Source organism: Streptococcus sp. HMSC063B03, from assembly GCF_001836965.1.
GTDB classification, from domain to species: domain Bacteria; phylum Bacillota; class Bacilli; order Lactobacillales; family Streptococcaceae; genus Streptococcus; species Streptococcus pneumoniae_F.
In genome coordinates, this window is the sequence record NZ_KV831018.1 from 1,782 (window position 1) to 28,333 (window position 26,552).

At 37.5% G+C, this 26,552-nt stretch carries 26 protein-coding genes, 1 tRNA gene and 1 riboswitch; of the genes, 20 read left to right on the forward strand and 7 right to left on the reverse strand.

Annotated features, from left to right (window positions below):
- The coding region (locus tag HMPREF2628_RS10365; RefSeq protein WP_180364267.1) for a pneumococcal-type histidine triad protein at positions 1-2,126 on the forward strand (2,126 nt) is incomplete at its 5' end.
- A 35-nt stretch (positions 2,127-2,161) separates the two neighbouring features.
- On the opposite strand, the gene pepT is transcribed toward HMPREF2628_RS10365, so the two are convergent.
- Positions 2,162-3,385 (reverse strand): peptidase T, encoded by a 1,224-nt coding sequence (gene pepT, locus HMPREF2628_RS03280; protein WP_070842323.1) that lies wholly within the window; start codon positions 3,383-3,385, stop codon positions 2,162-2,164.
- A gap of 153 nt (positions 3,386-3,538) precedes the next feature.
- Between pepT and hemH the strand changes: the two genes are divergently transcribed.
- Complete coding sequence (gene hemH, locus HMPREF2628_RS03285) at positions 3,539-4,633, forward strand: ferrochelatase (RefSeq protein ID WP_070842324.1); 1,095 nt, start codon at positions 3,539-3,541, stop codon at positions 4,631-4,633.
- A gap of 41 nt (positions 4,634-4,674) precedes the next feature.
- Here the strand turns inward: hemH and mscL are convergent, their stop codons facing one another.
- Both mscL and HMPREF2628_RS03295 read right to left on the reverse strand, forming a co-directional pair.
- Positions 4,675-5,052, reverse strand: coding sequence for a large conductance mechanosensitive channel protein MscL (gene mscL / locus HMPREF2628_RS03290; protein WP_033687014.1), 378 nt, complete (start codon positions 5,050-5,052; stop codon positions 4,675-4,677).
- Between the two features lie 85 nt (positions 5,053-5,137).
- On the reverse strand, positions 5,138-5,569 hold the full coding sequence (locus HMPREF2628_RS03295) for a GtrA family protein (protein ID WP_045597103.1): 432 nt from the start codon (positions 5,567-5,569) through the stop codon (positions 5,138-5,140).
- Positions 5,570-5,597: 28 nt separating this feature from the next.
- A riboswitch (PreQ1 riboswitch) is annotated at positions 5,598-5,694 on the forward strand.
- On the opposite strand from HMPREF2628_RS03295, the gene HMPREF2628_RS03300 reads away from it, so the two are divergent.
- From HMPREF2628_RS03300 to dapA, 4 genes are all read left to right on the forward strand, one after another.
- Positions 5,692-6,201, forward strand: coding sequence for a QueT transporter family protein (locus HMPREF2628_RS03300; RefSeq protein ID WP_070842325.1), 510 nt, complete (start codon positions 5,692-5,694; stop codon positions 6,199-6,201). (Overlaps the previous riboswitch by 3 nt.)
- A gap of 99 nt (positions 6,202-6,300) precedes the next feature.
- Positions 6,301-6,373, forward strand: a tRNA-Thr gene (locus HMPREF2628_RS03305).
- 380 nt (positions 6,374-6,753) lie between these two features.
- Complete coding sequence (locus tag HMPREF2628_RS03310) at positions 6,754-7,830, forward strand: aspartate-semialdehyde dehydrogenase (protein WP_070842326.1); 1,077 nt, start codon at positions 6,754-6,756, stop codon at positions 7,828-7,830.
- Between the two features lie 56 nt (positions 7,831-7,886).
- Positions 7,887-8,822 carry a 4-hydroxy-tetrahydrodipicolinate synthase gene (gene dapA / locus HMPREF2628_RS03315; RefSeq protein ID WP_070842327.1) on the forward strand — a complete coding sequence of 312 codons (936 nt, stop codon included), beginning with the start codon at positions 7,887-7,889 and terminating at the stop codon, positions 8,820-8,822.
- Between the two features lie 44 nt (positions 8,823-8,866).
- On the opposite strand, the gene mnmE is transcribed toward dapA, so the two are convergent.
- Together mnmE and HMPREF2628_RS03325 are read right to left on the reverse strand one after the other, a co-directional pair.
- Positions 8,867-10,240 (reverse strand): tRNA uridine-5-carboxymethylaminomethyl(34) synthesis GTPase MnmE, encoded by a 1,374-nt coding sequence (mnmE, locus tag HMPREF2628_RS03320; RefSeq protein ID WP_070842328.1) that lies wholly within the window; start codon positions 10,238-10,240, stop codon positions 8,867-8,869.
- Between the two features lie 137 nt (positions 10,241-10,377).
- Positions 10,378-10,560, reverse strand: a complete 183-nt coding sequence (locus HMPREF2628_RS03325) for a 4-oxalocrotonate tautomerase (RefSeq protein ID WP_001117401.1) — start codon at positions 10,558-10,560, stop codon at positions 10,378-10,380.
- 123 nt (positions 10,561-10,683) lie between these two features.
- Between HMPREF2628_RS03325 and HMPREF2628_RS03330 the strand changes: the two genes are divergently transcribed.
- From HMPREF2628_RS03330 to pezT, 13 genes are all read left to right on the forward strand, one after another.
- On the forward strand, positions 10,684-11,283 hold the full coding sequence (locus HMPREF2628_RS03330) for a thymidine kinase (protein WP_049493848.1): 600 nt from the start codon (positions 10,684-10,686) through the stop codon (positions 11,281-11,283).
- Positions 11,273-11,752 carry a GNAT family N-acetyltransferase gene (locus tag HMPREF2628_RS03335; protein ID WP_049493847.1) on the forward strand — a complete coding sequence of 160 codons (480 nt, stop codon included), beginning with the start codon at positions 11,273-11,275 and terminating at the stop codon, positions 11,750-11,752. Before HMPREF2628_RS03330 ends, HMPREF2628_RS03335 begins: the two co-directional genes overlap by 11 nt.
- A 9-nt stretch (positions 11,753-11,761) precedes the next feature.
- Positions 11,762-12,841 (forward strand): peptide chain release factor 1, encoded by a 1,080-nt coding sequence (prfA, locus tag HMPREF2628_RS03340; protein ID WP_001028807.1) that lies wholly within the window; start codon positions 11,762-11,764, stop codon positions 12,839-12,841.
- Entirely contained in the window at positions 12,841-13,677 is an 837-nt protein-coding gene (prmC, locus tag HMPREF2628_RS03345) for a peptide chain release factor N(5)-glutamine methyltransferase (protein ID WP_070842329.1), read from the forward strand. Before prfA ends, prmC begins: the two co-directional genes overlap by 1 nt.
- The gene (locus tag HMPREF2628_RS03350; protein ID WP_070842330.1) at positions 13,661-14,263 is read left to right on the forward strand and encodes an L-threonylcarbamoyladenylate synthase; all 603 of its coding nucleotides are present in this window, start codon (positions 13,661-13,663) and stop codon (positions 14,261-14,263) included. The genes prmC and HMPREF2628_RS03350 overlap by 17 nt, the downstream gene beginning before the upstream one ends.
- A 1-nt stretch (position 14,264) precedes the next feature.
- The gene (locus tag HMPREF2628_RS03355) at positions 14,265-14,696 is read left to right on the forward strand and encodes a GNAT family N-acetyltransferase (RefSeq protein ID WP_070842331.1); all 432 of its coding nucleotides are present in this window, start codon (positions 14,265-14,267) and stop codon (positions 14,694-14,696) included.
- Between the two features lie 60 nt (positions 14,697-14,756).
- Positions 14,757-16,013, forward strand: a complete 1,257-nt coding sequence (glyA, locus tag HMPREF2628_RS03360; protein ID WP_070842332.1) for a serine hydroxymethyltransferase — start codon at positions 14,757-14,759, stop codon at positions 16,011-16,013.
- A 7-nt stretch (positions 16,014-16,020) separates the two neighbouring features.
- Positions 16,021-16,995 carry a nucleoid-associated protein gene (locus HMPREF2628_RS03365; protein WP_049487157.1) on the forward strand — a complete coding sequence of 325 codons (975 nt, stop codon included), beginning with the start codon at positions 16,021-16,023 and terminating at the stop codon, positions 16,993-16,995.
- Positions 16,995-17,609 carry a cell wall hydrolase Pmp23 gene (gene pmp23, locus HMPREF2628_RS03370; protein WP_070842333.1) on the forward strand — a complete coding sequence of 205 codons (615 nt, stop codon included), beginning with the start codon at positions 16,995-16,997 and terminating at the stop codon, positions 17,607-17,609. The genes HMPREF2628_RS03365 and pmp23 overlap by 1 nt, the downstream gene beginning before the upstream one ends.
- Before the next feature lie 73 nt (positions 17,610-17,682).
- On the forward strand, positions 17,683-18,657 hold the full coding sequence (locus HMPREF2628_RS03375) for a DUF1002 domain-containing protein (RefSeq protein WP_070842334.1): 975 nt from the start codon (positions 17,683-17,685) through the stop codon (positions 18,655-18,657).
- A 73-nt stretch (positions 18,658-18,730) separates the two neighbouring features.
- The gene (rlmD, locus tag HMPREF2628_RS03380; protein WP_070842335.1) at positions 18,731-20,092 is read left to right on the forward strand and encodes a 23S rRNA (uracil(1939)-C(5))-methyltransferase RlmD; all 1,362 of its coding nucleotides are present in this window, start codon (positions 18,731-18,733) and stop codon (positions 20,090-20,092) included.
- Between the two features lie 287 nt (positions 20,093-20,379).
- Entirely contained in the window at positions 20,380-20,856 is a 477-nt protein-coding gene (pezA, locus tag HMPREF2628_RS03385) for a type II toxin-antitoxin system antitoxin PezA (RefSeq protein WP_000579617.1), read from the forward strand.
- A complete protein-coding gene (gene pezT / locus HMPREF2628_RS03390; RefSeq protein WP_070842336.1) occupies positions 20,856-21,626 on the forward strand; it encodes a type II toxin-antitoxin system toxin PezT in 771 nt (256 codons plus the stop codon). Before pezA ends, pezT begins: the two co-directional genes overlap by 1 nt.
- Positions 21,627-21,995: 369 nt before the next feature.
- On the opposite strand, the gene HMPREF2628_RS03395 is transcribed toward pezT, so the two are convergent.
- On the reverse strand, positions 21,996-22,892 hold the full coding sequence (locus HMPREF2628_RS03395; protein WP_070842337.1) for a tyrosine-type recombinase/integrase: 897 nt from the start codon (positions 22,890-22,892) through the stop codon (positions 21,996-21,998).
- A 90-nt stretch (positions 22,893-22,982) separates the two neighbouring features.
- Here HMPREF2628_RS03395 and HMPREF2628_RS03400 point away from each other — a divergent pair, with 90 nt between their 5' ends.
- Positions 22,983-24,224 carry a glycine hydroxymethyltransferase gene (locus HMPREF2628_RS03400; RefSeq protein WP_070842338.1) on the forward strand — a complete coding sequence of 414 codons (1,242 nt, stop codon included), beginning with the start codon at positions 22,983-22,985 and terminating at the stop codon, positions 24,222-24,224.
- Here HMPREF2628_RS03400 and HMPREF2628_RS03405 read toward each other — a convergent pair.
- Positions 24,208-26,487: a tetratricopeptide repeat protein gene (locus tag HMPREF2628_RS03405; protein ID WP_070842339.1), complete on the reverse strand. Its 2,280-nt coding sequence runs from the start codon at positions 26,485-26,487 to the stop codon at positions 24,208-24,210. The genes HMPREF2628_RS03400 and HMPREF2628_RS03405 overlap by 17 nt on opposite strands.
- Between the last annotated feature and the right edge of the window lie 65 nt (positions 26,488-26,552).

The following is a 26,552-nucleotide window of genomic DNA, read 5'->3' on the forward strand; positions in this document are numbered from 1 at the left end:
TCAAGAAGGACTTGACAGCGGAGCAAATTAAGGCTGCACAGGATCATCTGAAAAGTAAAACGCCAGCAACACCAAATCCAGCTCATGATGACGATCACGATGAAGATAATCATGGACACCATCATGATGAAGACCATGATCACGGTTTTGATGCCGATCGTGTCATAAGTGAAGATGATCAAGGCTTTGTCATGAGTCATGGTGACCACAATCATTACTTCTTCAAGAAGGATTTGACAGCAGAGCAAATTAAGGCTGCACAAGACCATTTGAAAACACATCATGATGCAGAGCCTGTAAAACCTCTTGCTAAAACGGTAGAGTCTTTCTCAAGAGATGCTAGCGATGAAGAAAAGATTGCTTATATTTCTAAAACATACGGAGTTCCACTTGAAGCGATTAGAATTTCAAACGGCTTCTTTGTTTTTGGAAATCCAGACCAAGCCTACGATCCAACTCATATCCACCCATATGCTGTTCGTAAGGAACATGTGCGACTTCCACTCCAAACTGGCAATCCAGAACTTGATTTCCTAAATGAACTCTATACCACTGCTTTGCGAGATGGTGTGTCTCCGTATAGCTTACAGGTAGAAAATGGTAGTTTTGTGATTCCTCATGGCGACCACAATCACTACATCAAGGTTCAAACTAAGGGCTATGAAGTGGCTTTGAAAAATAAAATTCCAGCTCTTCAATCTAACTACCAACCTGGAGCTTTTGATGAAAAGGCAGTTTTGGCAAAAGTAGATCAACTTCTAGCTGATAGCAGAAGTATCTACAAAGACAAGCCTATCGAACAAAGACAGATTGAGTTGGCTTTGGGTCAATTTACTGAAAACATGAAGAAACTGGCAACTAACTCTACAGCAGGTTATCTTGCAACCCTTGATCTCTTTGATAAGCAATATATCCATATTGATGAAAGTGTCAAACCAGTTGAAACAAGTCCATTAGACAAGAAATATCAAGCCTTGATTGATAAAATCAATACACTAGATACAGATTCTTATGGACTTCCTAAGAAAGACCTTCTGGTTCGACTCCAAGAAGCTAAATTGGCTAAAGATGAGGCTACTTTAGCAGCGGTTGAATCACAACTTCAAGCTCTTCAAGACTTTAATGACCGAACAGGTGTTACAACAGTGGAATACATCAAGTATTTCTACGAACACGTAAATGACGGTCGTTTAAATGATGAACTTCGGAACAAAGTAGCTCAGTTGACTTGGACCTTGTATCAATCTCAATCTTTCCTTAAGGCAGCAGAATTGAACAGACTATTCCCAAGCATCTATCAGGCAAAACAAGAAGTGGAAGAAGCTTTGAAAGCTCAACCAACTACTGCTAAATCGACTCAGACAGTTCTAGATACTGAAAAAGTTGATAACCAAACTGCCAAGACAGCTATTTATGGCTTCTTGAAAGAATTGTACGGAGACTTTATGCCTGAAGAACATGTCAATCATGTTAGCAAGGAAGAAGTAGAAAGCCTCTTGAGCAAGGCAAATCAACTCTTAGAACAAATCCAAGAAGAAGGAATCAGACAATCCTTGGCAGAAGAAGTAGAAAATCTCAAAGCTGCCACAAACAAGGCTGATGCGGACTTGGATGAAGTAAACAGTCAGGTAAAAGATGTCTTGACTCGTATCGCTAGCGCCCTTCAACAAGAAAAGGAAAATGCTGAGCAAGACCCTCAGACACTAGTACTCTATCAAAAACTCTACGATATTCTCATGTCGCTTCACTCTTATTTAGAAAACAACAAGGGTTCTGATGCGGACTTTGATAAGGTAGATGCTTTACTAGATCAACTTTCTGCTAAGAGTAAAGATAAAGCTGCTTTACTTGAATTGACAAAAGCTATTCTAGTCTTGAATCAAGAAATCAAGTCAAAATCAAGCTCAAGTGAAGAAGCAACTCCAACGACAAATGCCGAGTCAAATGGTGAGAACACAAGCTCCGAAACTGAAACATCAGTGGCTGCAGAATCTAACAGTGAAACTGCAAGGGACGAAAACAAACCAAGCAACACAACAGATTCTAAACCTGCTGAATCATCTTCAGAAAAGGAAACAACAGAATCTACAACAAGTACTGGAAATCAAGAAAAACCAGCAGAATAAAAAGAAAGGCGAAGTAGCTGAGCTACCTCGTCTTTTTAGCCTTTATAAGCTACGATACCAATAATGGTATCAACTGCACGTTCCATGGTCTGAAGGCTGACGTATTCAAAACGTCCATGCATATTTTCTCCACCCGCAAAGATATTAGGAGTTGGGATTCCCATAAAGGAAATCTTAGAGCCGTCTGTCCCTCCACGGATTGGTTCGATTATAGGAGTAATCCCCAAATCTTCCATAACGGCTTTGGCAATGGTAATTGGAGTCATATCTTTTTCAATGACTTCTTTCATATTGTAGTACTGGTCTGTCAAGTTTAGGGTGACACGGTCGCTACCAAGTTCTTGATTCATCTTATCAGCGATAGACTGCATCGCTGCTTTACGCGCTTCAAAGGTATCTTTTTCAAAATCACGAATGATGTAGCTTGCACGCGCCTCTTCGACACTACCTGTCACATCCATTAGGTGGTAGAAGCCTTGGTAACCTTCTGTTAACTCAGGTCGGTCATTCTCTGGAAGTTGATTATGAAAATCAATTGCTAACTGAAGGGCGTTGACCATTTGCCCTTTGGCAGTACCAGGGTGGACATTGCGTCCTTGGAAATGCAATTCAGCCCCAGCTGCTGAAAAGGTCTCGTACTGAAGTTCTCCGAGAGGTCCGCCATCTACAGTATAGGCAAAATCTACATCGAAATCTTCTGCATCAAATTTATTGGCACCAACACCAATTTCTTCATCTGGACCAAAGCCAACACGAATCTCACAGTGCTTGATTTCAGGGTGAGCAGTCAGATATTCAATAGCTGTCATAATTTCAGCAATGCCTGACTTGTCATCAGCTCCTAGCAAGGTTGTTCCATCTGTTGTGATGAGTGTTTGTCCTGGATATTTTTCAAGACTCTTAAAGTCAGCTGGATCGAGTTTGAAACCAGAATTTCCTAGTTCAATCATACCACCATCGTAGTTTTCAATTACCTGGGGATTGACTCCTTCGGCATTAAAATCAGCAGTATCCATGTGAGATATAAAGCCAATCTTACGTGTTAAAGATGGATCATTGGCTGGTAAGGTTCCAATTGCAAAACCATTCGGTAGATAGTAAACATTTTGCAGTCCAACACGTTTCATTTCAGGAATTAGAACATTTGTTGCGAAGTCAACCTGACTCTGCGTACTTGGAGTAGTAGTAGAGTGTTCATCAGAGCGCGTGTTGACCTTAACGTAGGTTAAGAAGCGGTCCAAGAGATTTGGATAAGTCATAAAAAACTCCTTTTGAATTCATTTTTTCCATTGTATCATAGAAAGAAGAGAAAAACAAAAGACAGAAGTTAGGGAAATTCTCTAGGTTTGCGTTTACTTATTAATGGATAAATGATAAAATAAACTTGATAAAAATATCACAAGGAAGCGATTATGAAAAAAGCAATTTTAATGATGACTTTCGGTTCGCCAGAAGAGATTACCTTTGAAGGTGTGGCTGATTTTTTCACAAATATTCGTCGTGGAGTGAGACCTCAAGACCACGAGATTCAAACTCTCTATGATAATTATGTACTAATTGGAGGGACGCCTCTGCAAAAAATTACTCGAGAAGAGGTTGCCTTGGTAGAAGGCAGGCTGGGTAATGAATACAGTGTTTATTTTGCTAATAAGTTTTCTAGACCCTTTATTCCAGATGTGATTGGTCAGATGGAAGCAGACGGCATTGAACAGTGTATTTGCTTGATTTTGGAGCCTCATTATTCTTTTTACTCTGTCATGGGTTATGAGAAATTTTTAGAAAGCAAGCAAATTCAATTTTTGGTCATTAAGGACTGGTATCAAGAAGGAGCGCTCTTAAACTATTGGGCAGATGAAATTGCTAAGATTTTAAAAGAAGAAGTAAAGCAGGATAGCTTTAAAGTCATCTTTTCAGCCCATAGTGTGCCCATTTTTGCCTTGGATTTTGGTGACCCCTATATCGACCAAATTTTCGAAAATAGCAAGCTAGTCGCTGAAAAACTAGGTTTGAGTTCTGAGCAATATACTAATACTTGGCAAAGTGAAAGTGATATCGGTATTCCATGGATTAAGCCTGATGTCTTGGAGTATCTTAGAGAGCAGAAAGAACATCCAGACCATTATATTTTTGTTCCTATCAGCTTCATCAGCGAGCATATTGAAGTCTTGTTTGACAACGATGTGGAATGTTATGACTTGTGTCAGGAATTTGGGGTGAACTATCATCGTCCACCAATGCCAAATACAGATTCTCGTTTGATTGATGCCTTGGTTAATACAGTCAGAGCTAATGAACATCAAGAGTTTAAGGAATTTCTCCCAGAAGAAGAAACCTTTGATGAGTTAGTTCCTTCAGATGAGACGAAAAACATTTTGGCCGAATCTCAAGATTTACAAATGCCGGAATTTGTGAAAAAACTGATTGAGAAAAAAGGTCGGGAAAATGTTAAGATGCCTTATCTTATTAAGAAAATGCTTGAAAAAGCAGGTAAGTTACCAAAAGAGTAAAGAAAAAAGGATTTAGCTTTGTGCTAGATCCTTTTAATTGATTATTTTTTCTCAAGAAGGGCTTTGATTTCTTGAAGTACTTCCAACTCAGTTGGACCAGCTGGAGCTTCCTCAGCAGCTTCTTTCTTAGTAAGACTTTGAGCTTTTTCAATACCTTTGATTACAAAGAAGAGAACAGTACCGATAACTAGGAAGTTGATAACAGCGCTCAAGAATTTACCATATGTAACACCATTCCAAGCAAGCTCAGCAATGTTTTGTACTTTCGCAGCTTCCAAGGCTGGATTCAAAATAAGTGGAGTGATGATATCGTTAACAAGTGATGTAACGATTGCACCAAAAGCAGTAGCAATGATCACACCGACAGCAAGGTCAACAACATTACCACGAAGCAAGAATGCTTTAAGATCTTTTAACATTTTCATAATTTCCTTTCAAAAAATTTTTACACTTAATTATATATTAATTAAGAAATTCTTGCAAGCTATATGTTTAAAATTTTTCTTATTTTTTAAAAATAAATACCTTACTAAAAATGTAATTGAGGATAATTATTGAGAATTGTGCAATAACTGTTTCAACACTATTAACCTTATTAATATTATAATTTACAAATTGCCCGATAATATTAGGAAACTGAGTTACAAAGAGAAAAGTTAAAAACAAGTCTAAAAGAAAAGTAGAAAGACGTGCCAGAGTAAATTTCACTAAACGGTTTGGCCAATTCTGCCTATCTTGTTTAAATACGATTGTATCATTTGTAATAAATGCAAACAGGATACCGATACTATTTGCTAGTCCAGTAGCAAGGAGTTCTCTATGAGTTAGTTGATAAATGACTAATCTAGATAGAATGGAGACAAGAGTAGTAGCTATACCAAAAAAAAGATAGGCTAAGAGCTCATTCACGAAGAGACTTTGAATGCGTTTTTTCATGCTTTTAGTATAGCATAAAGCAGGCTATTGTGCTATACTAGTAAGGTTGATTCAAGCAACCCTTGGTGCTTAGCTTCTTTCACCAAGCATATTATACGCGGGAAACCGCCAAAGGAGAAAAGATGAAAAAATTAACCATTCGTGATGTAGCAGATATTGCAATCGTTGCTGCTATCTATGTCGTTTTAACTGTCACACCACCCCTAAATGCCATCAGCTATGGTGCTTATCAGTTTCGTATTTCAGAAATGATGAACTTTATGGCTTTTTACAATCCTAAGTACATCATCGGAGTTACTATCGGTTGTATGATTGCTAATTTCTTTAGCTTCGGACCGCTAGATGTCTTTGTTGGTGGTGGATCAACCTTAGTATTCCTCAGTCTAGGTGTTTGGCTTTTTGCAAAATACAGCAAGGATTATCTTTTTAACGGTTTGATTCGAAAAGATCATTTCTTCTTCTCAATCCTCTTTTCAATTTCTATGTTTACTATCGCTGCCGAGTTGAATATCGTAGCGCAATTACCATTTTTCCTTACTTGGTTTACAACAGGGATTGGTGAATTTGCCTCATTGATTATTGGAGCGATTATTATTGGTAAAATTGGTCGTCGAATCGATTTAACTAAATAGAACCAGAAAAGCTAGGTAGCTATTACCTGGCTTTTTCTTATGGAAAATATCTAAGGAAACTTGACAAGATTTTCTAACTATAGTATACTTTTTAAGTAAGCTGATTTAGCTCAGTTGGCAGAGCGCATCCATGGTAAGGATGAGGTCGCCGGTTCAATCCCGGCAATTAGCATGATATTTACAGGGAAACTCTTGAACACAAGAGTTTTTTTCTTATGCTCGCGAGAAAAAATTCTGACTTTTACATAATAAAAGTCATCCTGCAAAAATTTCTTATTGACAAAACCACTTATTTCTAGTAATATAATAGACGCGATGAGTCGATAGGTAGTCTTCGGACTACTATTGAGCATAAGGAGGTCATAACGCAGGAGCGGACCTTGATGAGTTGTGTGAACCTGCTCATCACATGAAGATGCCTCTTAGTCCCTAGTCTAGCGACTGGGGATTTTTATTTTCCAAAAAATGATGAAAAAGCTTTGCAATTTATGGAAAAAGTAGTATAATACATCTATTATAGAAATTTTTAGAAAATTCCGAAAGAGGTTATTTATGGGATATACAGTTGCTGTAGTCGGCGCGACAGGTGCTGTCGGAGCTCAGATGATAAAAATGTTGGAAGAATCAACACTTCCAATCGATAAAATTCGTTTACTTGCTTCTGCACGTTCAGCAGGCAAGACTTTGAAATTTAAAGATCAAGATATTACGATTGAAGAGACGACTGAAACAGCTTTTGAAGGAGTTGATATTGCACTCTTTTCAGCAGGTGGTTCTACATCAGCTAAGTATGCACCATACGCAGTGAAAGCTGGAGCGGTAGTAGTAGATAATACATCTTACTTCCGTCAAAATCCAGATGTTCCTTTGGTTGTTCCAGAGGTCAATGCTCATGCACTTGATGCTCACAACGGAATCATTGCCTGCCCTAACTGTTCAACAATCCAAATGATGGTAGCTCTCGAGCCAGTTCGCCAAAAATGGGGCTTGGACCGTATCATTGTTTCAACTTACCAAGCAGTTTCAGGTGCTGGTATGGGAGCAATTCTTGAGACACAACGTGAACTTCGTGAAGTCTTGAATGATGGTGTAACCCCACGTGATTTGCATGCGGAAATCTTGCCTTCAGGTGGTGACAAGAAACACTATCCTATCGCCTTCAATGCTCTTCCACAAATTGATGTCTTCACTGACAATGATTACACTTACGAAGAGATGAAGATGACTAAGGAAACTAAGAAAATCATGGAAGATGATAGCATTGCAGTATCTGCAACATGTGTGCGTATTCCAGTCTTATCAGCTCACTCTGAGTCTGTTTACATCGAAACAAAAGAAGTGGCTCCAATCGAAGAAGTGAAAGCAGCTATCGCAGCCTTCCCAGGTGCTGTTCTTGAAGATGATGTGGCTCATCAAATCTATCCGCAAGCCATCAATGCAGTGGGTTCTCGTGATACCTTTGTTGGTCGTATCCGTAAAGACTTGGATGCAGAAAAAGGAATCCACATGTGGGTTGTTTCTGATAACCTGCTCAAAGGTGCTGCTTGGAACTCAGTTCAGATTGCTGAAACCCTTCATGAACGTGACTTGGTTCGTCCAACAGCTGAATTGAAATTTGAATTAAAATAGTCATATCGTTTAGGAGTTCAGATGAACTCCTTCTTTGAAATAGAGAGGTGTTTCTCATGTCTTATCAAGATTTAAAAGAGTGTAAAATCATCACAGCCTTTATTACTCCCTTCCACGAGGATGGTTCCATCAACTTTGATGCCATTCCAGCCTTGATTGAGCATCTGTTGGCGCATCATACGGATGGAATTCTTCTCGCAGGTACCACTGCTGAGAGTCCAACCTTGACCCACGATGAAGAGTTGGAGCTCTTTGCGGCTGTACAAAAAGTTGTCAATGGACGTGTTCCTTTGATTGCGGGTGTGGGTACCAATGATACGCGTGACTCTATTGAGTTTGTCAAAGAAGTCGCGGAATTTGGTGGTTTTGCTGCTGGGCTTGCTATTGTACCTTACTACAACAAACCTTCTCAAGAAGGAATGTATCAGCACTTTAAGGCGATTGCGGATGCTTCTGACTTACCTATTATTATCTATAATATTCCAGGTCGTGTGGTTGTCGAGTTGACTCCAGAAACCATGCTTCGCTTGGCTGATCATCCAAATATTATTGGTGTCAAAGAATGTACTAGCTTGGCTAATATGGCTTACTTGATTGAGCACAAACCAGAAGAGTTCTTAGTGTATACTGGTGAAGATGGAGATGCTTTCCATGCCATGAACCTTGGTGCAGATGGGGTTATTTCTGTTGCCTCCCATACAAATGGGGATGAAATGCACGAGATGTTTATGGCCATTGAAGAAAGCGATATGAAGAAAGCCGCAGCAATTCAGCGTAAGTTCATTCCTAAAGTTAATGCTCTCTTCTCTTATCCAAGTCCTGCTCCTGTCAAGGCCGTTCTCAACTATATGGGATTTGAAGCTGGTCCAACTCGTCTACCTCTTGTTCCAGCACCAGAAGAAGATGCCAAACGCATTATCAAGGTTGTTGTAGATGGCGACTACGAAGCAACTAAGGCAACTGTAACAGGTGTCTTAAGACCAGATTACTAATAAAGACAATAAAATCCATGACCGAATGAACGATCATGGATTTCTTATTTTCCTAAACAGAATTGGCTAAAGAGTTGGGTAATGAGTTCATCAGGAGCAGCATCCCCAGTGATTTCTCCGAGGATTTCCCAAGTACGAGTCAAGTCAACTTGAAGCAAGTCAACTGGCATCCCCAGTTCCAGACCTTCATTAACAGCTTGAAGGCTTTCAACAGCCTTTTCAATTAAGGAAATGTGACGTGCGTTAGACAAGTAAGTAGCGTCTTGCTCAACAAAACCAGCATTTTCAAAGAAGAGGTTGTTGATTCTCTCTTCGATTTTATCGATGTTTTGATTTTTAAGAACTGAAATACGAATAACGTCTTCAGGCAGTTTCGAAGTTTCAATCGTTTCTGGTAGGTCGGTTTTATTTAGAAGTATAATTCGGTTGGTATCCTGACTGATTTCTAAGAGTTGTCTGTCTTGAACAGTCAGTGGTTCACTGGAATTTAGCACTAGAAGAACTAAGTCAGCTTCCTTAAGAGCTTTTTTCGAACGCTCAACTCCAATTTGTTCAACGATATCATCCGTTTCACGAATACCAGCTGTGTCAATCAATTTGAGAGGAACACCGTTGATGTTGACGTATTCTTCGATGACATCACGGGTTGTACCAGCAATATCTGTGACGATAGCCTTGTCCTCACGCAAGAGGTTGTTGAGAAGGCTGGATTTCCCAACATTGGGACGGCCGATGATTGCTGTGGAAATTCCTTCACGAAGGATTTTACCGCGACGGGCTGTCCTAAGGAGATTAGTTAGCAATTGCTCAAACTCCATAGTCTTCTCACGGACAACAGCAGTAGTGGCTTCCTCAACATCGTCGTACTCAGGATAATCAATATTGACCTCGACTTGGGCAAGTGTATTGAGGATTTCTTGACGGGTATTATTAATCAGGTCAGAAAGGGAACCATCAAGTTGTTTGACCGCAATGTTCATGGCCTTGTCTGTCTTGGCGCGGATGATATCCATCACCGCCTCAGCCTGAGTCAAGTCCACACGTCCATTTAGGAAGGCACGTTTGGTAAATTCACCAGGTTCAGCCAATCGAGCTCCTTCACGGATAGCTAGCTGGAGAATTTCATTGGTCACTGCAATCCCACCGTGGGTGTTAATCTCGATAATATCTTCACGAGTGAAAGTCTTTGGAGACTTCATAGCTCCAACCATAACCTCGTCCATGACTTTTCCTGTCTGAGGATCAATAATGTGACCGTAGTTAAGGGTATGGCTAGTAACCTTGCTCAAGTCTTTTCCTTTAAAAATCTTTTGCGCAATAGCAAAACTTTCTGTTCCGCTCAGACGGACAATACCGATAGCCCCTTCGCCTAGTGGAGTAGAGATAGCAGCGATGGTATCAAATTCACGTGTAATCATAATGTTTCCTTTAATTAATAGCTCTTTTCTTGGAAATTTTTCCAAGTCTCTTTTCAAATTGTAACAAATTTGGACTATTTCTTCAATGGATGCTACTTGGAGATTGAAAAAGCCTAAGCAATTCTGCTTAAGCTAGATTATTTGGTGCGCATTTCACCTTGAGGGAAGTAAGTTCCTTCTGGCATGTCGTTGATGATGACATGGACAGCAGATTGAGGTGCTCCAGTGTTGCGAACAACAGCTTCTGTTACTTCCTTAGCAAGAGCCTTCTTTTGCTCGAGCGTGCGTCCTTCAAATAAATCGATGCGTACAAATGGCATAATAGCTTCCTCCACTAGTTTTTGATTTCTTCTATTTTACCACATTTTGCCGTTTAAAGCTTAAGAAAATTATGATATACTAGAATGTAGCAAAAATTTAGAAATGGACGTGAAGCAAGAAACATGGCACAGTTGTATTATCGTTATGGGACCATGAACTCAGGTAAGACGATTGAGATTCTCAAGGTGGCCTATAACTATGAGGAGCAAGGAAAAGGTGTTGTCATTATGACCTCGGCTCTGGATACGCGTGACGGTGTTGGCTATGTATCGAGTCGAATTGGTATGAAACGCCCTGCCCTTGCGATTGAGGAAACGACAGATATCTTTGGTTATATCCGAGATTTATCTGAAAAACCTTACTGTGTGCTAGTTGATGAGGCCCAGTTTCTCAAGCGTCACCATGTTTACGACCTAGCTCGTGTTGTTGATGAGTTAGACATACCTGTCATGGCTTTTGGTTTGAAGAATGACTTTCGAAATGAGTTGTTCGAAGGTTCAAAATACCTCTTGCTCTTAGCGGATAAAATTGACGAGATTAAGACCATTTGCCAATATTGTAAGAAAAAGGCGACTATGGTGTTGCGTACACATGATGGACTGCCCGTTTATGATGGAGAACAGATCCAGATTGGTGGTAACGAAACCTATATCTCAGTTTGCCGTAAACATTATTTTGCGCCAATGATAATCTCTAACAAGGAGCAAAACTATGACAATTGAACTAAGAGATGTTACAATGGGAAATTATTTTGATGTTTTGAATTTGGATGTCAAAGAATATCAAAAACAATTCATTGCAACAAACGCAATTAGTTTAGCTGAAGCATACGTCTACACTAAAAATGGAGATTTTGTAGCTCCAATGGCAGTTTATGATAATGATGCAATTATAGGTTTTGTGATGATAGCTTATGATAAAAAGATCGGAATTAGTAGTGGAAATTATTTACTATTTCGTTTTATGATTGATAAGAATTTTCAAAATCAAGGATATTTTAAACCAATTATGGATAAAGTACTAGACTATGTTCGGACAGCGCCAGCAGGTTTAAGCAATAAACTTTGGTTGTCTTATGAACCAGAAAATGAACATGCAAGATCTTGTTACCTCAGTTATGGATTTAAAGAAACTGGGGAAATATCCGAGAATGAAGTAGTAGCAATCTATGATTTAACAATTGAGAAATAAGGAGAAAAAATGAATATCTATGATCAACTACAAGCTGTAGAAGACCGTTATGAAGAATTAGGAGAGTTGCTGAGTGACCCGGATGTGGTCTCGGACACCAAGCGTTTCATGGAGCTCTCAAAAGAAGAGGCTTCAAGCCGTGATACAGTGACGGCTTACCGAGAATACAAACAAGTCCTTCAAAACATCGTTGACGCTGAAGAGATGATTAAGGAATCAGGCGGAGATGCGGACTTGGAAGAAATGGCCAAGCAAGAGCTCAAAGATGCAAAGGCTGAAAAAGAAGAATACGAAGAAAAACTGAAAATCTTGCTCCTTCCAAAGGATCCAAACGATGACAAGAACATCATCCTTGAAATTCGTGGAGCGGCTGGTGGTGACGAAGCGGCACTTTTCGCTGGAGACCTTCTAACTATGTACCAAAAGTACGCTGAAGCCCAAGGCTGGCGCTTTGAAGTTATGGAAGCTTCTATGAACGGTGTTGGTGGTTTCAAAGAAGTCGTTGCCATGGTTTCAGGTCAGTCTGTTTACTCTAAGCTTAAGTACGAATCAGGTGCCCACCGTGTGCAACGTGTTCCTGTGACAGAAAGCCAAGGTCGTGTCCATACTTCGACAGCGACAGTCCTTGTTATGCCAGAAGTTGAAGAGGTTGAATATGATATTGATCCAAAAGACCTTCGTGTTGACATCTACCACGCCTCTGGTGCTGGTGGACAGAACGTCAATAAGGTTGCGACTGCCGTTCGTATCGTTCACTTGCCAACCAATATCAAGGTTGAGATGCAGGAAGAACGTACCCAGCAGAAGAACCGTGAGAAGGCCATGAAAATCATCCGTGCGCGTGTTGCTGACCACTTTGCACAAATTGCTCAGGATGAACAAGACGCTGAGCGCAAGTCAACAATCGGTACTGGTGACCGTTCAGAACGAATCCGTACTTATAATTTCCCACAAAACCGTGTCACAGACCACCGTATCGGCTTGACCCTCCAAAAACTAGATACCATCTTGTCTGGTAAATTGGACGAAGTTGTGGATGCCTTGGTGCTTTATGACCAAACACAAAAATTAGAAGAATTAAACAAATAATGAAATTAGCTCAATTATTTTCAGATTTTGAAGAAGAGTTGATAAGACAAGGAGAGGAAGCTGAAAGCCTCTCTTTTGTCTATCGTAGCCTAAAAAATCTATCTTTTACGGACCTTGTCTTTGCACTTCAGCAGGAAGTTACGGAAGAGGAAGAATTTTTTGTTAAAGGAATTTTCCAACAGCTAGCAGCTCATAAACCGGCACAGTACATCATCGGTCATGCAGATTTCTTTGGTATGCAGTTAACAGTTGATGAACGAGTTTTGATTCCTCGTCCAGAGACAGAGGAGTTGGTGGAGCTTATCTTGGCTGAAAATCATGAGACGAATCTTTCAGTTCTGGATATTGGAACAGGTAGTGGAGCTATTGCTCTCGCCTTAGCAAAAAACAGACCAGATTGGTCAGTGACAGCAGCAGATATTTCCCAAGATGCTTTAGATGTAGCTAATGAAAATGCTAAAAATCAAAATCTTCAAATATTTTTAAAAAAATCTGACTGTTTTACAGAAATTTCTGAAAAATATGATATAATTGTTTCCAATCCACCCTATATCTCTCGTGAAGATGAGTCAGAGGTCGGCTTGAATGTTTTGCATTCAGAGCCTCATCTAGCTCTCTTTGCAGATGAGGATGGCCTAGCTATTTACCGTAGAATTGCGGAAGATGCAAAAGACTATCTCAAAGATGGTGGTAAGATTTACCTTGAAATTGGATACAAGCAAGGTCAAAGTGTTCCCGAACTCTTTAGGAAACATCTTCCTGAAAAAAGAGTTCGAACACTCAAGGATCAGTTTGGTCAAGATAGGATGGTTGTAGTTGATGATGGACAGGATTAGACAAGAGTTGGAAAAGGGTGGAGCTGTCGTTCTACCTACAGAGACAGTTTACGGTCTTTTTGCCAAGGCTCTAGACAAAAAAGCAGTTAATCATGTATACCAGATTAAACGTCGTCCCAGAGACAAGGCACTCAATCTCAATATTGCCTTTTTAGAGGATATCTTGCACTTTTCAAAGAATCAGCCAGCTTATCTTCAAAAACTTGTAGAGACCTTTTTACCAGGTCCCTTGACCATTATCCTTGAAGCCAATGACCGAGTTCCCTATTGGGTCAATTCTGGTCTTGCAACTGTTGGATTTCGGATGCCTAGTCATCCCATTACCCTTGATTTGATTCGAGAGACAGGTCCTTTGATTGGGCCGTCTGCTAATATCTCAGGTCATGCAAGTGGTGTAACCTTTGATCAGATTCTGAAGGATTTTGACCAAGAGGTTTTGGGTCTGGAAGACGATGTTTTTCTAACTGGACAAGATTCGACTATTTTGGACTTGTCTGGAGACAAGGTGAAAATCTTACGCCAAGGGGCCATTAAGCGAGAAGATATTCTTGCTCGGTTGCCAGAGATTTCTTTTGAGGAGGAATGAGATGCTAAGAGATTTAAGAGAAACTGATGTGAAAGCTATATGTGACATCAACCAAGAGGCTTTGGGCTATTCTTTTAGTCCAGAGGACACAGCTAGTCAACTAGCTAGATTATCTCAGGATTCCCATCATTTCCTACTTGGTTATGAGGATGCAGCTAGTCATGCCTTGCTTGGATATGTCCACGCCGAGGTTTACGAATCCCTTTATTCCAAAGCAGGATTTAATATCTTAGCCTTAGCAGTTTTACCTCAAGCGCAAGGACAAGGTATTGGTAAAAGATTACTGCAAGGGTTGGATCAAGAAGCAAAAAGACGTGGTTATGGGTTTATCCGCCTAAACTCTGCCGATCATCGTCTGGGTGCTCATGCATTTTATGAAAAAGTTGGTTATACTTGTGATAAAGTGCAGAAACGGTTTATTCGCATCTTTTAGTTTATTTTCTTGTTGTAAAACAAACTAAAGGACTAGTCACACAATAAAAGGAGAAGACCTATGATTTTTGACAAAGATGATTTTAAAGCATATGATGCTGATCTCTGGAATGCTATTGCCAAAGAAGAAGAACGCCAACAAAACAACATTGAGTTGATTGCTTCGGAAAACGTGGTTTCCAAGGCTGTTATGGCAGCTCAAGGGTCTATCTTGACGAATAAATACGCCGAAGGCTACCCAGGCCACCGTTATTATGGTGGAACAGATGTGGTAGACGTGGTAGAAAGTCTAGCTATTGAACGTGCAAAAGAAATTTTCGGCGCTAAATTTGCCAATGTCCAACCACACTCAGGAAGCCAAGCCAACTGTGCGGCTTACATGGCCTTGATTGAGCCAGGTGATACCGTTATGGGGATGGATTTGGCAGCAGGTGGACACTTGACCCACGGAGCTCCAGTTAGCTTCTCAGGTCAAACCTACAACTTTGTTTCTTATAGTGTAGATCCTGAAACGGAACTCTTGGATTTTGATGCTATCTTGAAACAAGCCCAAGAAGTAAAACCAAAATTGATCGTAGCAGGTGCTTCAGCCTATTCTCAAATTATCGACTTTTCAAAATTCCGTGAAATCGCAGATGCTGTTGGGGCTAAGCTCATGGTAGACATGGCCCATATCGCTGGTTTGGTTGCTGCTGGTCTTCACCCAAGTCCAGTGCCATATGCTCATATCACTACAACAACGACTCACAAAACCCTTCGTGGACCTCGTGGTGGTTTGATTTTGACTAATGACGAAGAACTTGCTAAGAAAATCAATTCAGCTATTTTCCCAGGTATTCAGGGTGGTCCTTTGGAGCATGTTGTAGCAGCTAAAGCTGTTTCTTTCAAAGAAGTTTTGGATCCAGCTTTCAAGGAATATGCTACCATTGTTATCAAGAACAGCAAGACTATGGCGGATGTCTTCTTGCAAGACCCTGATTTCCGTATCATTTCTGGCGGAACTGAAAACCACCTCTTCCTAGTGGATGTGACTAAGGTTGTAGAAAACGGAAAAGTTGCTCAAAACTTGCTGGATGAAGTCAATATTACCCTAAATAAAAACTCAATCCCTTACGAAAGCTTATCACCATTCAAGACAAGTGGGATTCGTATCGGAGCAGCAGCTATTACTGCACGTGGATTTGGTGAAGAAGAAAGTCGCAAAGTGGCTGAACTTATCATTAAAACCCTTAAGAATGCAGGAAATGAAGCTGTCTTAGAAGAAGTGAGAAGCGATGTCAAAGCATTGACAGATGCCTTCCCATTATACGAGGACTAAAACTTTTATGGACATTTATATTAAGAAAGCCATTATCCATCAGTTTAGCCCGGATGATACCGAGCTGTTTCTAGCGGATAAGTTTCTCAATATCACTCCAAAAATCGAAGAATACCTGCGCAAAAAAATTGAACGTGTGTATTCAGATGAAGCCAAGACTGGGATTTTCGAGGAAGAAAATCCCTTCTTCAATCACATCACAGACGATTTGTTGGAGACATCAGTAACACTGGCTAATCTCTGGAAAGAGGAGTTCAGCATTTCCGAAAATCTCAAGACCAATGACTTGATTTTTGTGCAATTTTCTAAAGAAGGTGTAGAACATTTTGCTTTCTTACGAATTTCCCTGAGGGAGACTTTGACCCACCTCGGAGGAGAAGTTGATAATCCAATCAAGCTGACTCAGAATAACCTGCCTGGATTTGGAACGGGTGCTGATGAGGCCTTGGTGGTCAATCTTCAGAGTCGCAAGTACCATCTGATTGAAAAACGAATCAAGTACAACGGGACTTTTTTGAACTATTTTTCAGATAATCTTCTTGCTGTTGCTCCTAAGATTTCACCCAAGAAATCTATCAAAGAACTGGAAAAAACGGCCCAGAGAATTGCTGAATCTTTTAACACAGATGACTTTCAATTTCAATCCAAGGTCAAATCAGCTATTTTTAACAACCTAGAAGAAAGCAATGAGTTGTCACCTGAAAAATTGGCCAACGACCTTTTTGACAATAATCTGACGGCTCGTTTGAGCTTTATTGATCAAGTCAAAGAAGCCGTACCAGAGCCTGTTCAGTTTGATGAAATTGATGCCAGTCGTCAGCTTAAAAAATTTGAAAACCAAAAACTTTCCTTGTCAAATGGAATTGAGCTCATCGTTCCCAATAACGTCTATCAAGATGCCGAGTCTGTTGAGTTTATCCAAAACGACAATGGAACCTACTCTATCTTAATCAAAAATATCGAGGATATCCAAAGTAAATAATGTTTAAACGAATTCGAAGAGTGCTTGTACTAGCAGTCTTCCTTTTTGCTGGCTATAAAGCTTACCGCGTTCACCAAGATGTCAAGCAAGTCATGACCTATCAACCCATGGTGCGCGAAATTTTGAGTGAAAAAGACACCCCAGCAAACGAAGAGCTTGTGCTCGCTATGATTTATACTGAAACAAAAGGAAAAGAAGGCGATGTTATGCAGTCTAGTGAGTCTGCTAGTGGCGCTACCAATACCATTAATGATAATGCCTCTAGCATTCGGCAAGGCGTTCAAACTCTGACAGACAATCTCTATCTGGCCCAGAAGAAGGGTGTTGATGTCTGGACAGCTGTTCAAGCCTATAATTTTGGACCTGCCTATATCGATTTTATCGCCCAAAATGGTAAGGAAAACACCCTAGCACTGGCCAAACAGTACTCTCGTGATACTGTTGCTCCCTTGCTTGGCAATACCACTGGAAAGACTTATAGTTATATGCACCCCATTTCCATTTTTCACGGTGCCGAACTCTATGTAAATGGAGGAAACTATTACTATTCTAGACAGGTGCAATTCAACCTTTACATCATCAAATGTTTTACTCTCTTTTCGACATCTGGCTAGCCCAGGTGTTTTTGTTATAAGTTTTCTTTAAGATATATATATTACTCTAGAAAGGTAAAGGAGGAAAATCCCTATGAGAAAGAAACTCTTTCTGACTAGTGCTGCGGTCTTGTGGGCAGTAACAGCTATGAATAGCGCCCATGCAGCAACAGATGTTCAAAAAGTTATCGATGAAACCTACGTCCAACCTGAATATGTCCTAGGTTCATCATTGTCTGAAGATCAAAAAAATCAAACTCTAAAAAAACTGGGCTACAATGCCTCAACAGATACCAAAGAACTCAAGACCATGACACCTGATGTCTATTCTAAGATTATGAATGTGGCAAATGACTCTAGCTTACAACTGTATTCATCAGCCAAGATTCAAAAACTAGGTGACAAGTCGCCACTTGAGGTCAAGATTGAAACACCAGAAAACATCACTAAGGTGACTCAGGATATGTACCGCAATGCAGCCGTAACTTTGGGTGTGGAACACGCCAAAATCACTGTAGCAGCACCTATTCCAGTTACAGGTGAGAGTGCCTTAGCCGGGATTTATTATTCGCTAGAAGCTAATGGAGCCAAGGTGCCACAAGCCAATAAAGACTTGGCTCAAGAAGAGTTGAAGGCTTTGTCAGATATCAATGCTGAAAACAAGGATAAGTCAGGCTATGATGCTAATAAATTAAACGTTGCCCTAGCTGATATCAAGTCAGGACTCGCCAAAGCTAAAGAAAGCAAGGGAAATCTGACAGAGGAAGATGTCCGCAAAATTGTTGAAGATACCTTAAAAAATTACAAACTTGATCAGGTTATAACAGGAAACCAGATCAATATCATCATCAACTTTGCTTTGAATCTCTCAAAGAGTGATATCCTCAGTAATACAGACTTCACTAAAACCTTGAATGACCTTAAACAAAGTATTGTTTCACAAGCTGGCGACAGTTTTAAAAATATCAACCTTAACTTTGATGCGGATAAGGCGCTAGAGGATGGCGGGAACTTCTTAAGCTCCCTCTGGCAAGCCATTGTCAACTTCTTCAAGAGTTTTGGTTCTTAAGAAATTTCATGGTATAATAGATGGTAACCGTAACGTTGCCGTCTTTTTTGTCGGCCAATAGAAAGAGAAGAGAATGTTAAAGAAAAATGATATTGTAGAAGTTGAAATTGTGGACTTGACCCATGAAGGTGCAGGAGTTGCCAAGGTGGATGGTTTGGTATTTTTTGTTGAGAATGCTTTACCGAGTGAAAAAATCCTCATGCGTGTCCTCAAGGTTAATAAAAATATTGGTTTTGGGAAGGTTGAAGAATACCTTGTCCAGTCGCCACACCGTAATCAAGATCTAGATTTGGCTTACCTGCGTTCAGGAATCGCGGATTTAGGTCATCTTGCCTATCCAGAACAGCTCAAATTTAAAACCAAGCAAGTCAAGGACAGTCTATATAAGATTGCTGGAATTGCTGATGTAGAGGTTGCTGAAACGCTTGGTATGAAAAATCCAATCAAGTATCGCAATAAGGCGCAGGTGCCAGTTCGTCGAGTGAATGGTGTCTTGGAAACAGGATTTTTCCGTAAGAATTCCCATGACCTCATGCCTCTAGAAGATTTCTTTATCCAGGATCCTGTGATTGATGAGGTAGTAGTAGGACTACGTGACTTGCTCCGTCGTTATGACCTGAAACCTTATGATGAAAAGGAACAATCTGGCTTGATTCGAAATCTTGTGGTGCGTCGTGGACACTATTCTGGACAAATAATGGTAATTTTGGTAACAACTCGTCCCAAAGTTTTTCGTGTTGACCAATTGATTGAACAACTGATTAAGCAGTTCCCAGAGATTGTCTCTGTTATGCAAAGTATCAATGACCAGAACACTAATGCTATTTTTGGTAAGGAATGGCGTACGCTTTATGGACAAGACTTTATCACTGACCAGATGTTGGGAAATGACTACCAAATCGCTGGACCCGCTTTTTACCAAGTCAACACTGAAATGGCTGAAAAACTTTATCAAACAGCCATTAACTTTGCTGAATTAAAAGAAGATGACGTGGTTATTGATGCCTATTCTGGTATTGGGACGATTGGTCTTTCTGTTGCGAAACATGTCAAAGAGGTTTATGGTGTTGAAGTGATTTCAGAAGCGGTTGAGAATAGCAAAAAGAATGCTCAGCTGAACAATATTTCAAATGCCAACTATGTCTGTGATACAGCTGAAAATGCCATGAAGAATTGGCTCAAGGAAGGAATTCAACCAACCGTTATCTTGGTTGATCCTCCACGCAAGGGCTTAACCGAAAGCTTTATCAAGGCAAGTAGTCAAACAGGAGCAGACCGCATCGCCTATATCTCCTGCAATGTCGCTACTATGGCGCGTGATATCAAACTCTACCAAGAGTTGGGATATGAGTTGAAGAAAGTTCAGCCGGTTGACTTATTTCCGCAAACGCATCATGTGGAGTGTGTAGTGTTGCTACAAAGAAAAAAAGGGTGAAAATCCTTGATTTCAAGCTATTTCACAAGCATTTTGTCTTTGTAGATAAAGGCAATTTTGACATCAAAAAAATCCTAAAAAGGCACATAGATGTAAATGTATTTGTAGATATCGTTTGCGTATCGGAAAAATGAATACAACAATAAATATTTATCTAAGGAGAGAACAATATTCAATTGTTCTCCTTTTTATTATAGCTTGAAGCCATAATAAGAAGCAGCGCACCAAAATTGGTGCGTTATGCTTTTTTATGCTATAATGGAATTATAAAAATAAAGGAGTTTGCTATGATTGGAAAGAACATAAAATCCTTACGTAAAACACATGACTTAACCCAACCCGAATTTGCACGGATTGTAGGTATTTCACGTAATAGTCTGAGTCGATATGAAAATGGAACGAGTTCAGTTTCTACGGAACTAATAGACATCATTTGCCAGAAGTTTAATGTATCTTATGTCGATATTGTAGGAGAAGATAAAATGCTCAATCCTGTTGAAGATTATGAATTAACTTTAAAAATTGAAATTGTGAAAGAAAGAGGTGCGAATCTATTATCTCGACTCTATCGTTATCAAGATAATCGGGGAATTAGCATTGATGATGAATCTAATCCTTGGATTTTAATGAGTGATGATTTATCTGATTTGATTCATACGAATATCTATCTAGTAGAAACTTTTGATGAAATAGAGAGATATAGCGGTTATTTGGATGGAATTGAACGTATGTTAGAGATTTCTGAAAAACGGATGGTAGCTTAATGGCAATCCAAGATTATACCTACAGTGCATTCAAACATGCTTTAGCTCGGAACGTTCGCTCACTGACAAGAGGAAAAAAGTCCAGTAAGCAACCTATAGCGATTTTGCTTGGAGGGCAAAGTGGTGCTGGTAAGACTACAATTCATCGAATTAAACAGAAAGAATTTCAAGGAAATATTGTTATCATAGATGGTGATAGTTTTCGTTCTCAGCATCCACACTATTTAGAACTACAGCAAGAATATGGCAAAGATAGTGTTGAATACACCAAATATTTTGCGGAGAAAATGGTAGAGTCTTTAGTAACCGAATTGAGTCATTTGGGATATAATCTTTTGATTGAGGGAACTTTACGAACAATTGATGTTCCAAAGAAAACAGCACAACTCTTGAAAAGTGAGGGATATGAAGTACAATTAGCCTTGATTGCGACAAAGCCTAAGCTGTCCTATCTGAGCACCCTTATCCGATACGAAGAACTGTACGCTATCAATCCAAATCAAGCACGCGCAACTCCAAAAGAACATCATGATTTCATTGTAAATCATCTAGTTTATAATACACGGCAATTGGAAGAACTAGCTATCTTTGAAACAATTCAAATTTATCAACGAGATAGAAGTTGTGTATATGATTCAAAAGAAAATACAACTTCAGCAGCAACCGTTCTTCAAGAGTTACTCTTTGGGGAGTGGAGTCAGGTAGAGAAAGAGATGCTTAAATCTGGAGAAGAAAGATTAAAAGATTTAACTAATCGAAATGGTTGTTAGATCATGAGTTTTAAAATATAGTCTACTTATAACTTTTGTTAGTTGTTTAAGGTGGGAGAAAATTTTTTAGAACCAAAAAACGCATAGTCTCAGGTGTTGAAAACTTGAAATTATGCGTTTTCTTGTGGGAAGATTTACTCCATTTTCTTCTGAGATTGAGTTTTTCCTCATCTATATTTAAGAATATTTGAAAGTTATATTTTTAGAAAAACAATTATGGAGTTCTTAATACGGAATCTAGTAAAAATGCTGATTCAAAGTGAAGTGTTATATGTTTTTTGCTTTTGTTGAGCATAAAATCTATTAACTAAAATCGAACTACAAAAATTAATTTAAGATGAAGTGAACTGTAGACTTTGGAAATGTCTCTTACTCGATTTCAGAATGAATTACTGATACGGGATTAAAAGAACTAAGTATTTCTTTTTGTTTTGAATGAGATACGTGAGTATAGATTTGTGTGATTGATATAGAACTATGTCCAAGAATTTGTTGAATATATCGAATATCTACATCACTATCTAGAAGCATTGTCGCAAAGCTATGTCTAAACATATGCGGTGTAATAGTTCTAGATAAGCTGTTTTGTTCAACGATTCTCTTTAAAACTAAACGTACACTTTGCTCTGACAATGGTTTAAGTGAATGTTTCCCTGGGAACAAGAAATCATTGGATTCATTTCTTGTTTTATTTATATATGTTTCTAATAAATTGAATGTTTTTTGATCTCCTAAAAATAGGATACGTTCTTTCTTACCCTTTCCTATAATATGGAGTGTCTTATTGGACAGATTAATGTCTTTGAGATGAATGTGGCAAAGTTCAGAAATTCTAATGCCTGTTGAAAGTAAAAGTGAAATAATTAGTAGATTTCTTTCAGCGTGTTGTTTTTGATAGTCAGTTTTAGATACAATTACTTTCCGTTCTAAATATATAAAAATGCTTTTCAGAATGTCATACGGAATCGTTTTAGGCAATACTTTTTCAGTTCTAAATTGAAAGCGCAATTGATTGAAGGGATTCTCTTCAATTATGTTCTGGTATTTTAGATAGTTATAAAACACCTTCATACAAGCAATTTTTCTTCTTAATGTATTCGTTTTTATATTAGATCGTGTCAACTGTTCTATATAGGATTCGACATTATCATAGTCTGAGTTATAAAATTGCATAAGATCATTCTTATAAGCGCGAATCGTGTGTGAACTCAAACGCTTATGAGTTTTGCAATAATCTAAGTAAGTAGAAATAAGTTTATAATCCATAAAAATCTCCTTTATCAATAATCATGCTATTATAAACCTATTTGAGTGCTTTGTATAGTGATAATAAATAGTTATCGGTAGGAGAAATAAGTGTATATAACTAATAAGTTTGAAGGAAAAATTTATCAGAGATTGAATAAAATTCTTGAATCATATAATCAAGATCAAAATAGTATCATAAATCTTGCTGCTTGTATTAGCTATCCATTCAGTGAAGTATTAAAAATACAAAGCTTTCCACTTTCTACACTTCCAACTGAAGGCGTTGTTGAAAAACGTTATTTTCCTCATTGTACTTCATTAGATGATATTGAAGTATATGCTGAGGAATTGTGTTGCAAACTCTTTAATTTAAGGTCCAATGATTATCGAGTTAGTTTACAACCAAATTCTGGAACTCAGGCTAATCAAATTGTTTATAATGGAATTTTAGAAAGAGATGATTTTATTCTGTCATTATCACCAAAAGACGGGGGGCATATTTCACACACTTACACAGGTAGAGGTAAGGTTATATATTATCATTTAGATAATAATTTAAAAGTAGATTTTACTGAACTAAGGGAATTATTAGAGTTATATAAACCCAAATTAATTGTTGTCGGTGCTTCATCGTATGGAAATGAGTTTAATTATAAAAAAATTTATAAGACGGTTAAAGAAATTAGTCCTGACACTCTGATATTGGCAGATATCTGCCATAGTGTCTTGTATATTATGGCAGATATTCATCAGGCAATTTTCCCTTTTGTAGATTTTGCTACTTTTACAATGGATAAGTGTTTACGTGGACCTCAAGGAGGTGTGCTAGTTTATCGTAGCTCTTTTGAAAGAGAAATAAGTTATTCTATTTTTCCTAGAACTCAAGGGGGGCCGACACAATCTGCATTATTTGCTAAATGTATATGTTTAATTAAATTATTGTCAATAGATATTCAAAGTTATGCTAAAGAAGTCCTTAAAAATACTCAACTGTTAATAGATTGCTTAACTAGCTATGGAATCGATGTCATCTATAAACAGTCAAAAACTCATGTTGTTTTAATCAACTTATCAAATCTAAACTTTAATGGTAAGGAAGCAGAGGAGTTACTTTTCGAGCATAGAATATTGGTTAATCGTAATCAAATCCCGAATGATATATATGGTCCAATGACTACTTCAGGAATTAGGTTAGGAACAGTTGGTATTACAAATCTAGGATACACAGAAGCTGATATACAGAAATTAGCTGAACTAGTAGCTAATTTACTAAAATATAAACAGTTCAACTACTCTATACACTCTGAACTCATTAGCAAATACCACAAACAGATTAATATCTCCAATTAGGAGATAGACCAAGACAAAAATTATAATTTTTATATGGAATTAGTATATAGTATTTAGTTAATCCATCCTTATAATTTTCAATATATGATTGATCATAAACAGAAGGAATATCACTAATTTGTTCTAGATTATATACAACTTGAAATTTATACCAAGGATCATCTATTAGTGGAATTTCTGCCTCAAAGTATCTTAAAGAATTCTGAAAATCTATAAGAGAAATACTTTCAGACACCAATTCAACAACTAATTTATTTAGTTTAAGCATACGAACATCTAAAGTTAAAGATTTAGGACACATTTGAAGTGATTTATTGATATATTCTAGAGATTGTTGATAATCTTTCTTCATTAGAAATAAAACTGATTTATTACAATATGGTTCAAAAATTTCATTTGAATCATATTTTTTTAGTATTTTTTCTGATTTATTGAGATTTTCTAAAGCTAAATCATATTCTCTATTCCATGTATAAATGACTCCTAAATTATTATATACAGTTGCAACAGGAATATACTGCTCATTCACTTGAAAATATTCTAATGCTAATTTGAGATTTCTAGTAGCTTGTTCAATTGGAAAATAATGGGCAGAATTTCGTAAAATAATATAATAAAAATCATCTTTTTCTACTGAATTAAGATTTTCATTAAGAAGTTTTATTGCTTCTTTATCTTTACCTAGATGTCCATAAGCGTTTAATTTATAGAGTAAATTTCCTGAGTTGTTTTCTAATTTTTCTAGTAAATTTAACGCTTCATTAAATTCATATAGTTGAATTAAAAATCTAGGATAATATAAATTTATATTTTCCGAATAATACTCAATTTTAAGATTTCTAAGAATTGTTAAACCATCATTAAAATTTGAAGTCCATTGATGTGAATTCAAAATATAATGTATATATTTCTCTGGTAATAATTCTATTAAATTAAATATCTTTTTACTCAAAGATACGATATAAAAATAAGAATTTTTTCTATACTCTATTTCAAGTAATTTTTTAATGTATTCTATATTTTGTCTTAACTCTTCAAGACTACTGATATGTACTAAGCAGTGAATTAAGTAAGCTAATTCACCACCTATTCCTATGGATAAGATAGTCTGTTCTAAATGTATTTTAAGATTCTTTGTGACTAATTTAAGATCAGAATCAGTAGTTTGATTTAATATACTATTAACAATTGACTCATGTGATATTTTTATCTTATCATTTGTATCTCCATTAATGTATACAAACCCTGCATTAATAAGAGCATTTAACGAATTAGATACTTCAGTAGTGTCCTCTATAATAGATTTTATGTAGTTAAAAACTATTTCTTTACTCATACCAGCTGGAAAAATTGATGATATAATCAGAATATTTTTTTGGGTGTCTGAAAGTTTATTATAAATATCAGAAATACTAAGTAGTTCTGAATTAGGGTTGTCTGCCAGTTTATTAATAATTAATTCAATTTCTTTATAATTTCCTTTAGTTAACTGCCAAATTTGATTTAACATGGTATTATCTAGAAAATCAATCTGATTATTTATTAATAATTTACACTCTTCTTCTGTCAGATAAGATAAATTTAATACATTAGAAGTATAATTATCTAATGTATCTAATCTATCAACTAAACTGACACCTTCATCAGTTCGATGTATTATGGTTAAAGAAATTCCTTTTTGAAGTGTGTTGAAGTCATCTTCAAATTTTATTTTTATATTATCAGGTAAAAATTGATAATTATCAATAATTATGTTAACTCTGACTTTTTTTGAAATATTATAGAAGTAACGTAAATATAGATCACTTTCGAAAATTTCTTCTTTTATTTCAGAAATAACTTCCTCCCAAGGATAGTCAATAATTTTCTTATACGGAACGTTTAATGAAATTAGTGATTTGATAAGTTTAAAACTATGCTTCAATGTTAAGTTGGTTAGTTTTTGTTTTCTTAAATAATTTGAGAATGAATGTTTATGTGGTATAGATAGACAAAGATTTCTCCTGAATTGAGTGGCTATATAAGCTCCTTTTAATAAATTTTCAAAAAATTTATTACTTTCAAATCCATCATTTGCAACATCAACATATAAAATAAAAATTTCTTTATTATTTCTATATATTTGTTGGCTAACTTCTTTAACTAATTCAGTCTTGCCACTGCCACTAAAACCATTTATAATGAATAAACTATTTTTATCATTGCTAGAATACTTAAAATGGTGTTTTAGCTGTTCTATTTCATTGTTGCGTCCATAGTACATAAATATTCTCCTACCGATAACTATTTATTATCATTAGTATACCATAAATTCATCTTTAGTAGATT

Bases quoted from the DNA above. Each gene is read 5' to 3' on its own strand.
- HMPREF2628_RS03350 (WP_070842330.1), top strand. From the start codon at position 13,661: ATGATGGACAGGATTAGACAAGAGTTGGAAAAGGGTGGAGCTGTCGTT.
- HMPREF2628_RS03355 (WP_070842331.1), top strand. From the start codon at position 14,265: ATGCTAAGAGATTTAAGAGAAACTGATGTGAAAGCTATATGTGACATC.
- pezT (WP_070842336.1), top strand. From the start codon at position 20,856: ATGGCAATCCAAGATTATACCTACAGTGCATTCAAACATGCTTTAGCT.
- HMPREF2628_RS03295 (WP_045597103.1), bottom strand. From the start codon at position 5,569: ATGAAAAAACGCATTCAAAGTCTCTTCGTGAATGAGCTCTTAGCCTAT.
- prmC (WP_070842329.1), top strand. From the start codon at position 12,841: ATGAAATTAGCTCAATTATTTTCAGATTTTGAAGAAGAGTTGATAAGA.
- mnmE (WP_070842328.1), bottom strand. From the start codon at position 10,240: ATGATTACACGTGAATTTGATACCATCGCTGCTATCTCTACTCCACTA.
- dapA (WP_070842327.1), top strand. From the start codon at position 7,887: ATGTCTTATCAAGATTTAAAAGAGTGTAAAATCATCACAGCCTTTATT.
- pmp23 (WP_070842333.1), top strand. From the start codon at position 16,995: ATGTTTAAACGAATTCGAAGAGTGCTTGTACTAGCAGTCTTCCTTTTT.
- HMPREF2628_RS03375 (WP_070842334.1), top strand. From the start codon at position 17,683: ATGAGAAAGAAACTCTTTCTGACTAGTGCTGCGGTCTTGTGGGCAGTA.
- HMPREF2628_RS03325 (WP_001117401.1), bottom strand. From the start codon at position 10,560: ATGCCATTTGTACGCATCGATTTATTTGAAGGACGCACGCTCGAGCAA.
- prfA (WP_001028807.1), top strand. From the start codon at position 11,762: ATGAATATCTATGATCAACTACAAGCTGTAGAAGACCGTTATGAAGAA.
- HMPREF2628_RS03310 (WP_070842326.1), top strand. From the start codon at position 6,754: ATGGGATATACAGTTGCTGTAGTCGGCGCGACAGGTGCTGTCGGAGCT.
- HMPREF2628_RS03330 (WP_049493848.1), top strand. From the start codon at position 10,684: ATGGCACAGTTGTATTATCGTTATGGGACCATGAACTCAGGTAAGACG.
- HMPREF2628_RS03365 (WP_049487157.1), top strand. From the start codon at position 16,021: ATGGACATTTATATTAAGAAAGCCATTATCCATCAGTTTAGCCCGGAT.
- HMPREF2628_RS03300 (WP_070842325.1), top strand. From the start codon at position 5,692: ATGAAAAAATTAACCATTCGTGATGTAGCAGATATTGCAATCGTTGCT.
- pepT (WP_070842323.1), bottom strand. From the start codon at position 3,385: ATGACTTATCCAAATCTCTTGGACCGCTTCTTAACCTACGTTAAGGTC.
- rlmD (WP_070842335.1), top strand. From the start codon at position 18,731: ATGTTAAAGAAAAATGATATTGTAGAAGTTGAAATTGTGGACTTGACC.
- HMPREF2628_RS03405 (WP_070842339.1), bottom strand. From the start codon at position 26,487: ATGTACTATGGACGCAACAATGAAATAGAACAGCTAAAACACCATTTT.
- mscL (WP_033687014.1), bottom strand. From the start codon at position 5,052: ATGTTAAAAGATCTTAAAGCATTCTTGCTTCGTGGTAATGTTGTTGAC.
- HMPREF2628_RS03335 (WP_049493847.1), top strand. From the start codon at position 11,273: ATGACAATTGAACTAAGAGATGTTACAATGGGAAATTATTTTGATGTT.
- HMPREF2628_RS03395 (WP_070842337.1), bottom strand. From the start codon at position 22,892: ATGGATTATAAACTTATTTCTACTTACTTAGATTATTGCAAAACTCAT.
- glyA (WP_070842332.1), top strand. From the start codon at position 14,757: ATGATTTTTGACAAAGATGATTTTAAAGCATATGATGCTGATCTCTGG.
- hemH (WP_070842324.1), top strand. From the start codon at position 3,539: ATGAAAAAAGCAATTTTAATGATGACTTTCGGTTCGCCAGAAGAGATT.
- pezA (WP_000579617.1), top strand. From the start codon at position 20,380: ATGATTGGAAAGAACATAAAATCCTTACGTAAAACACATGACTTAACC.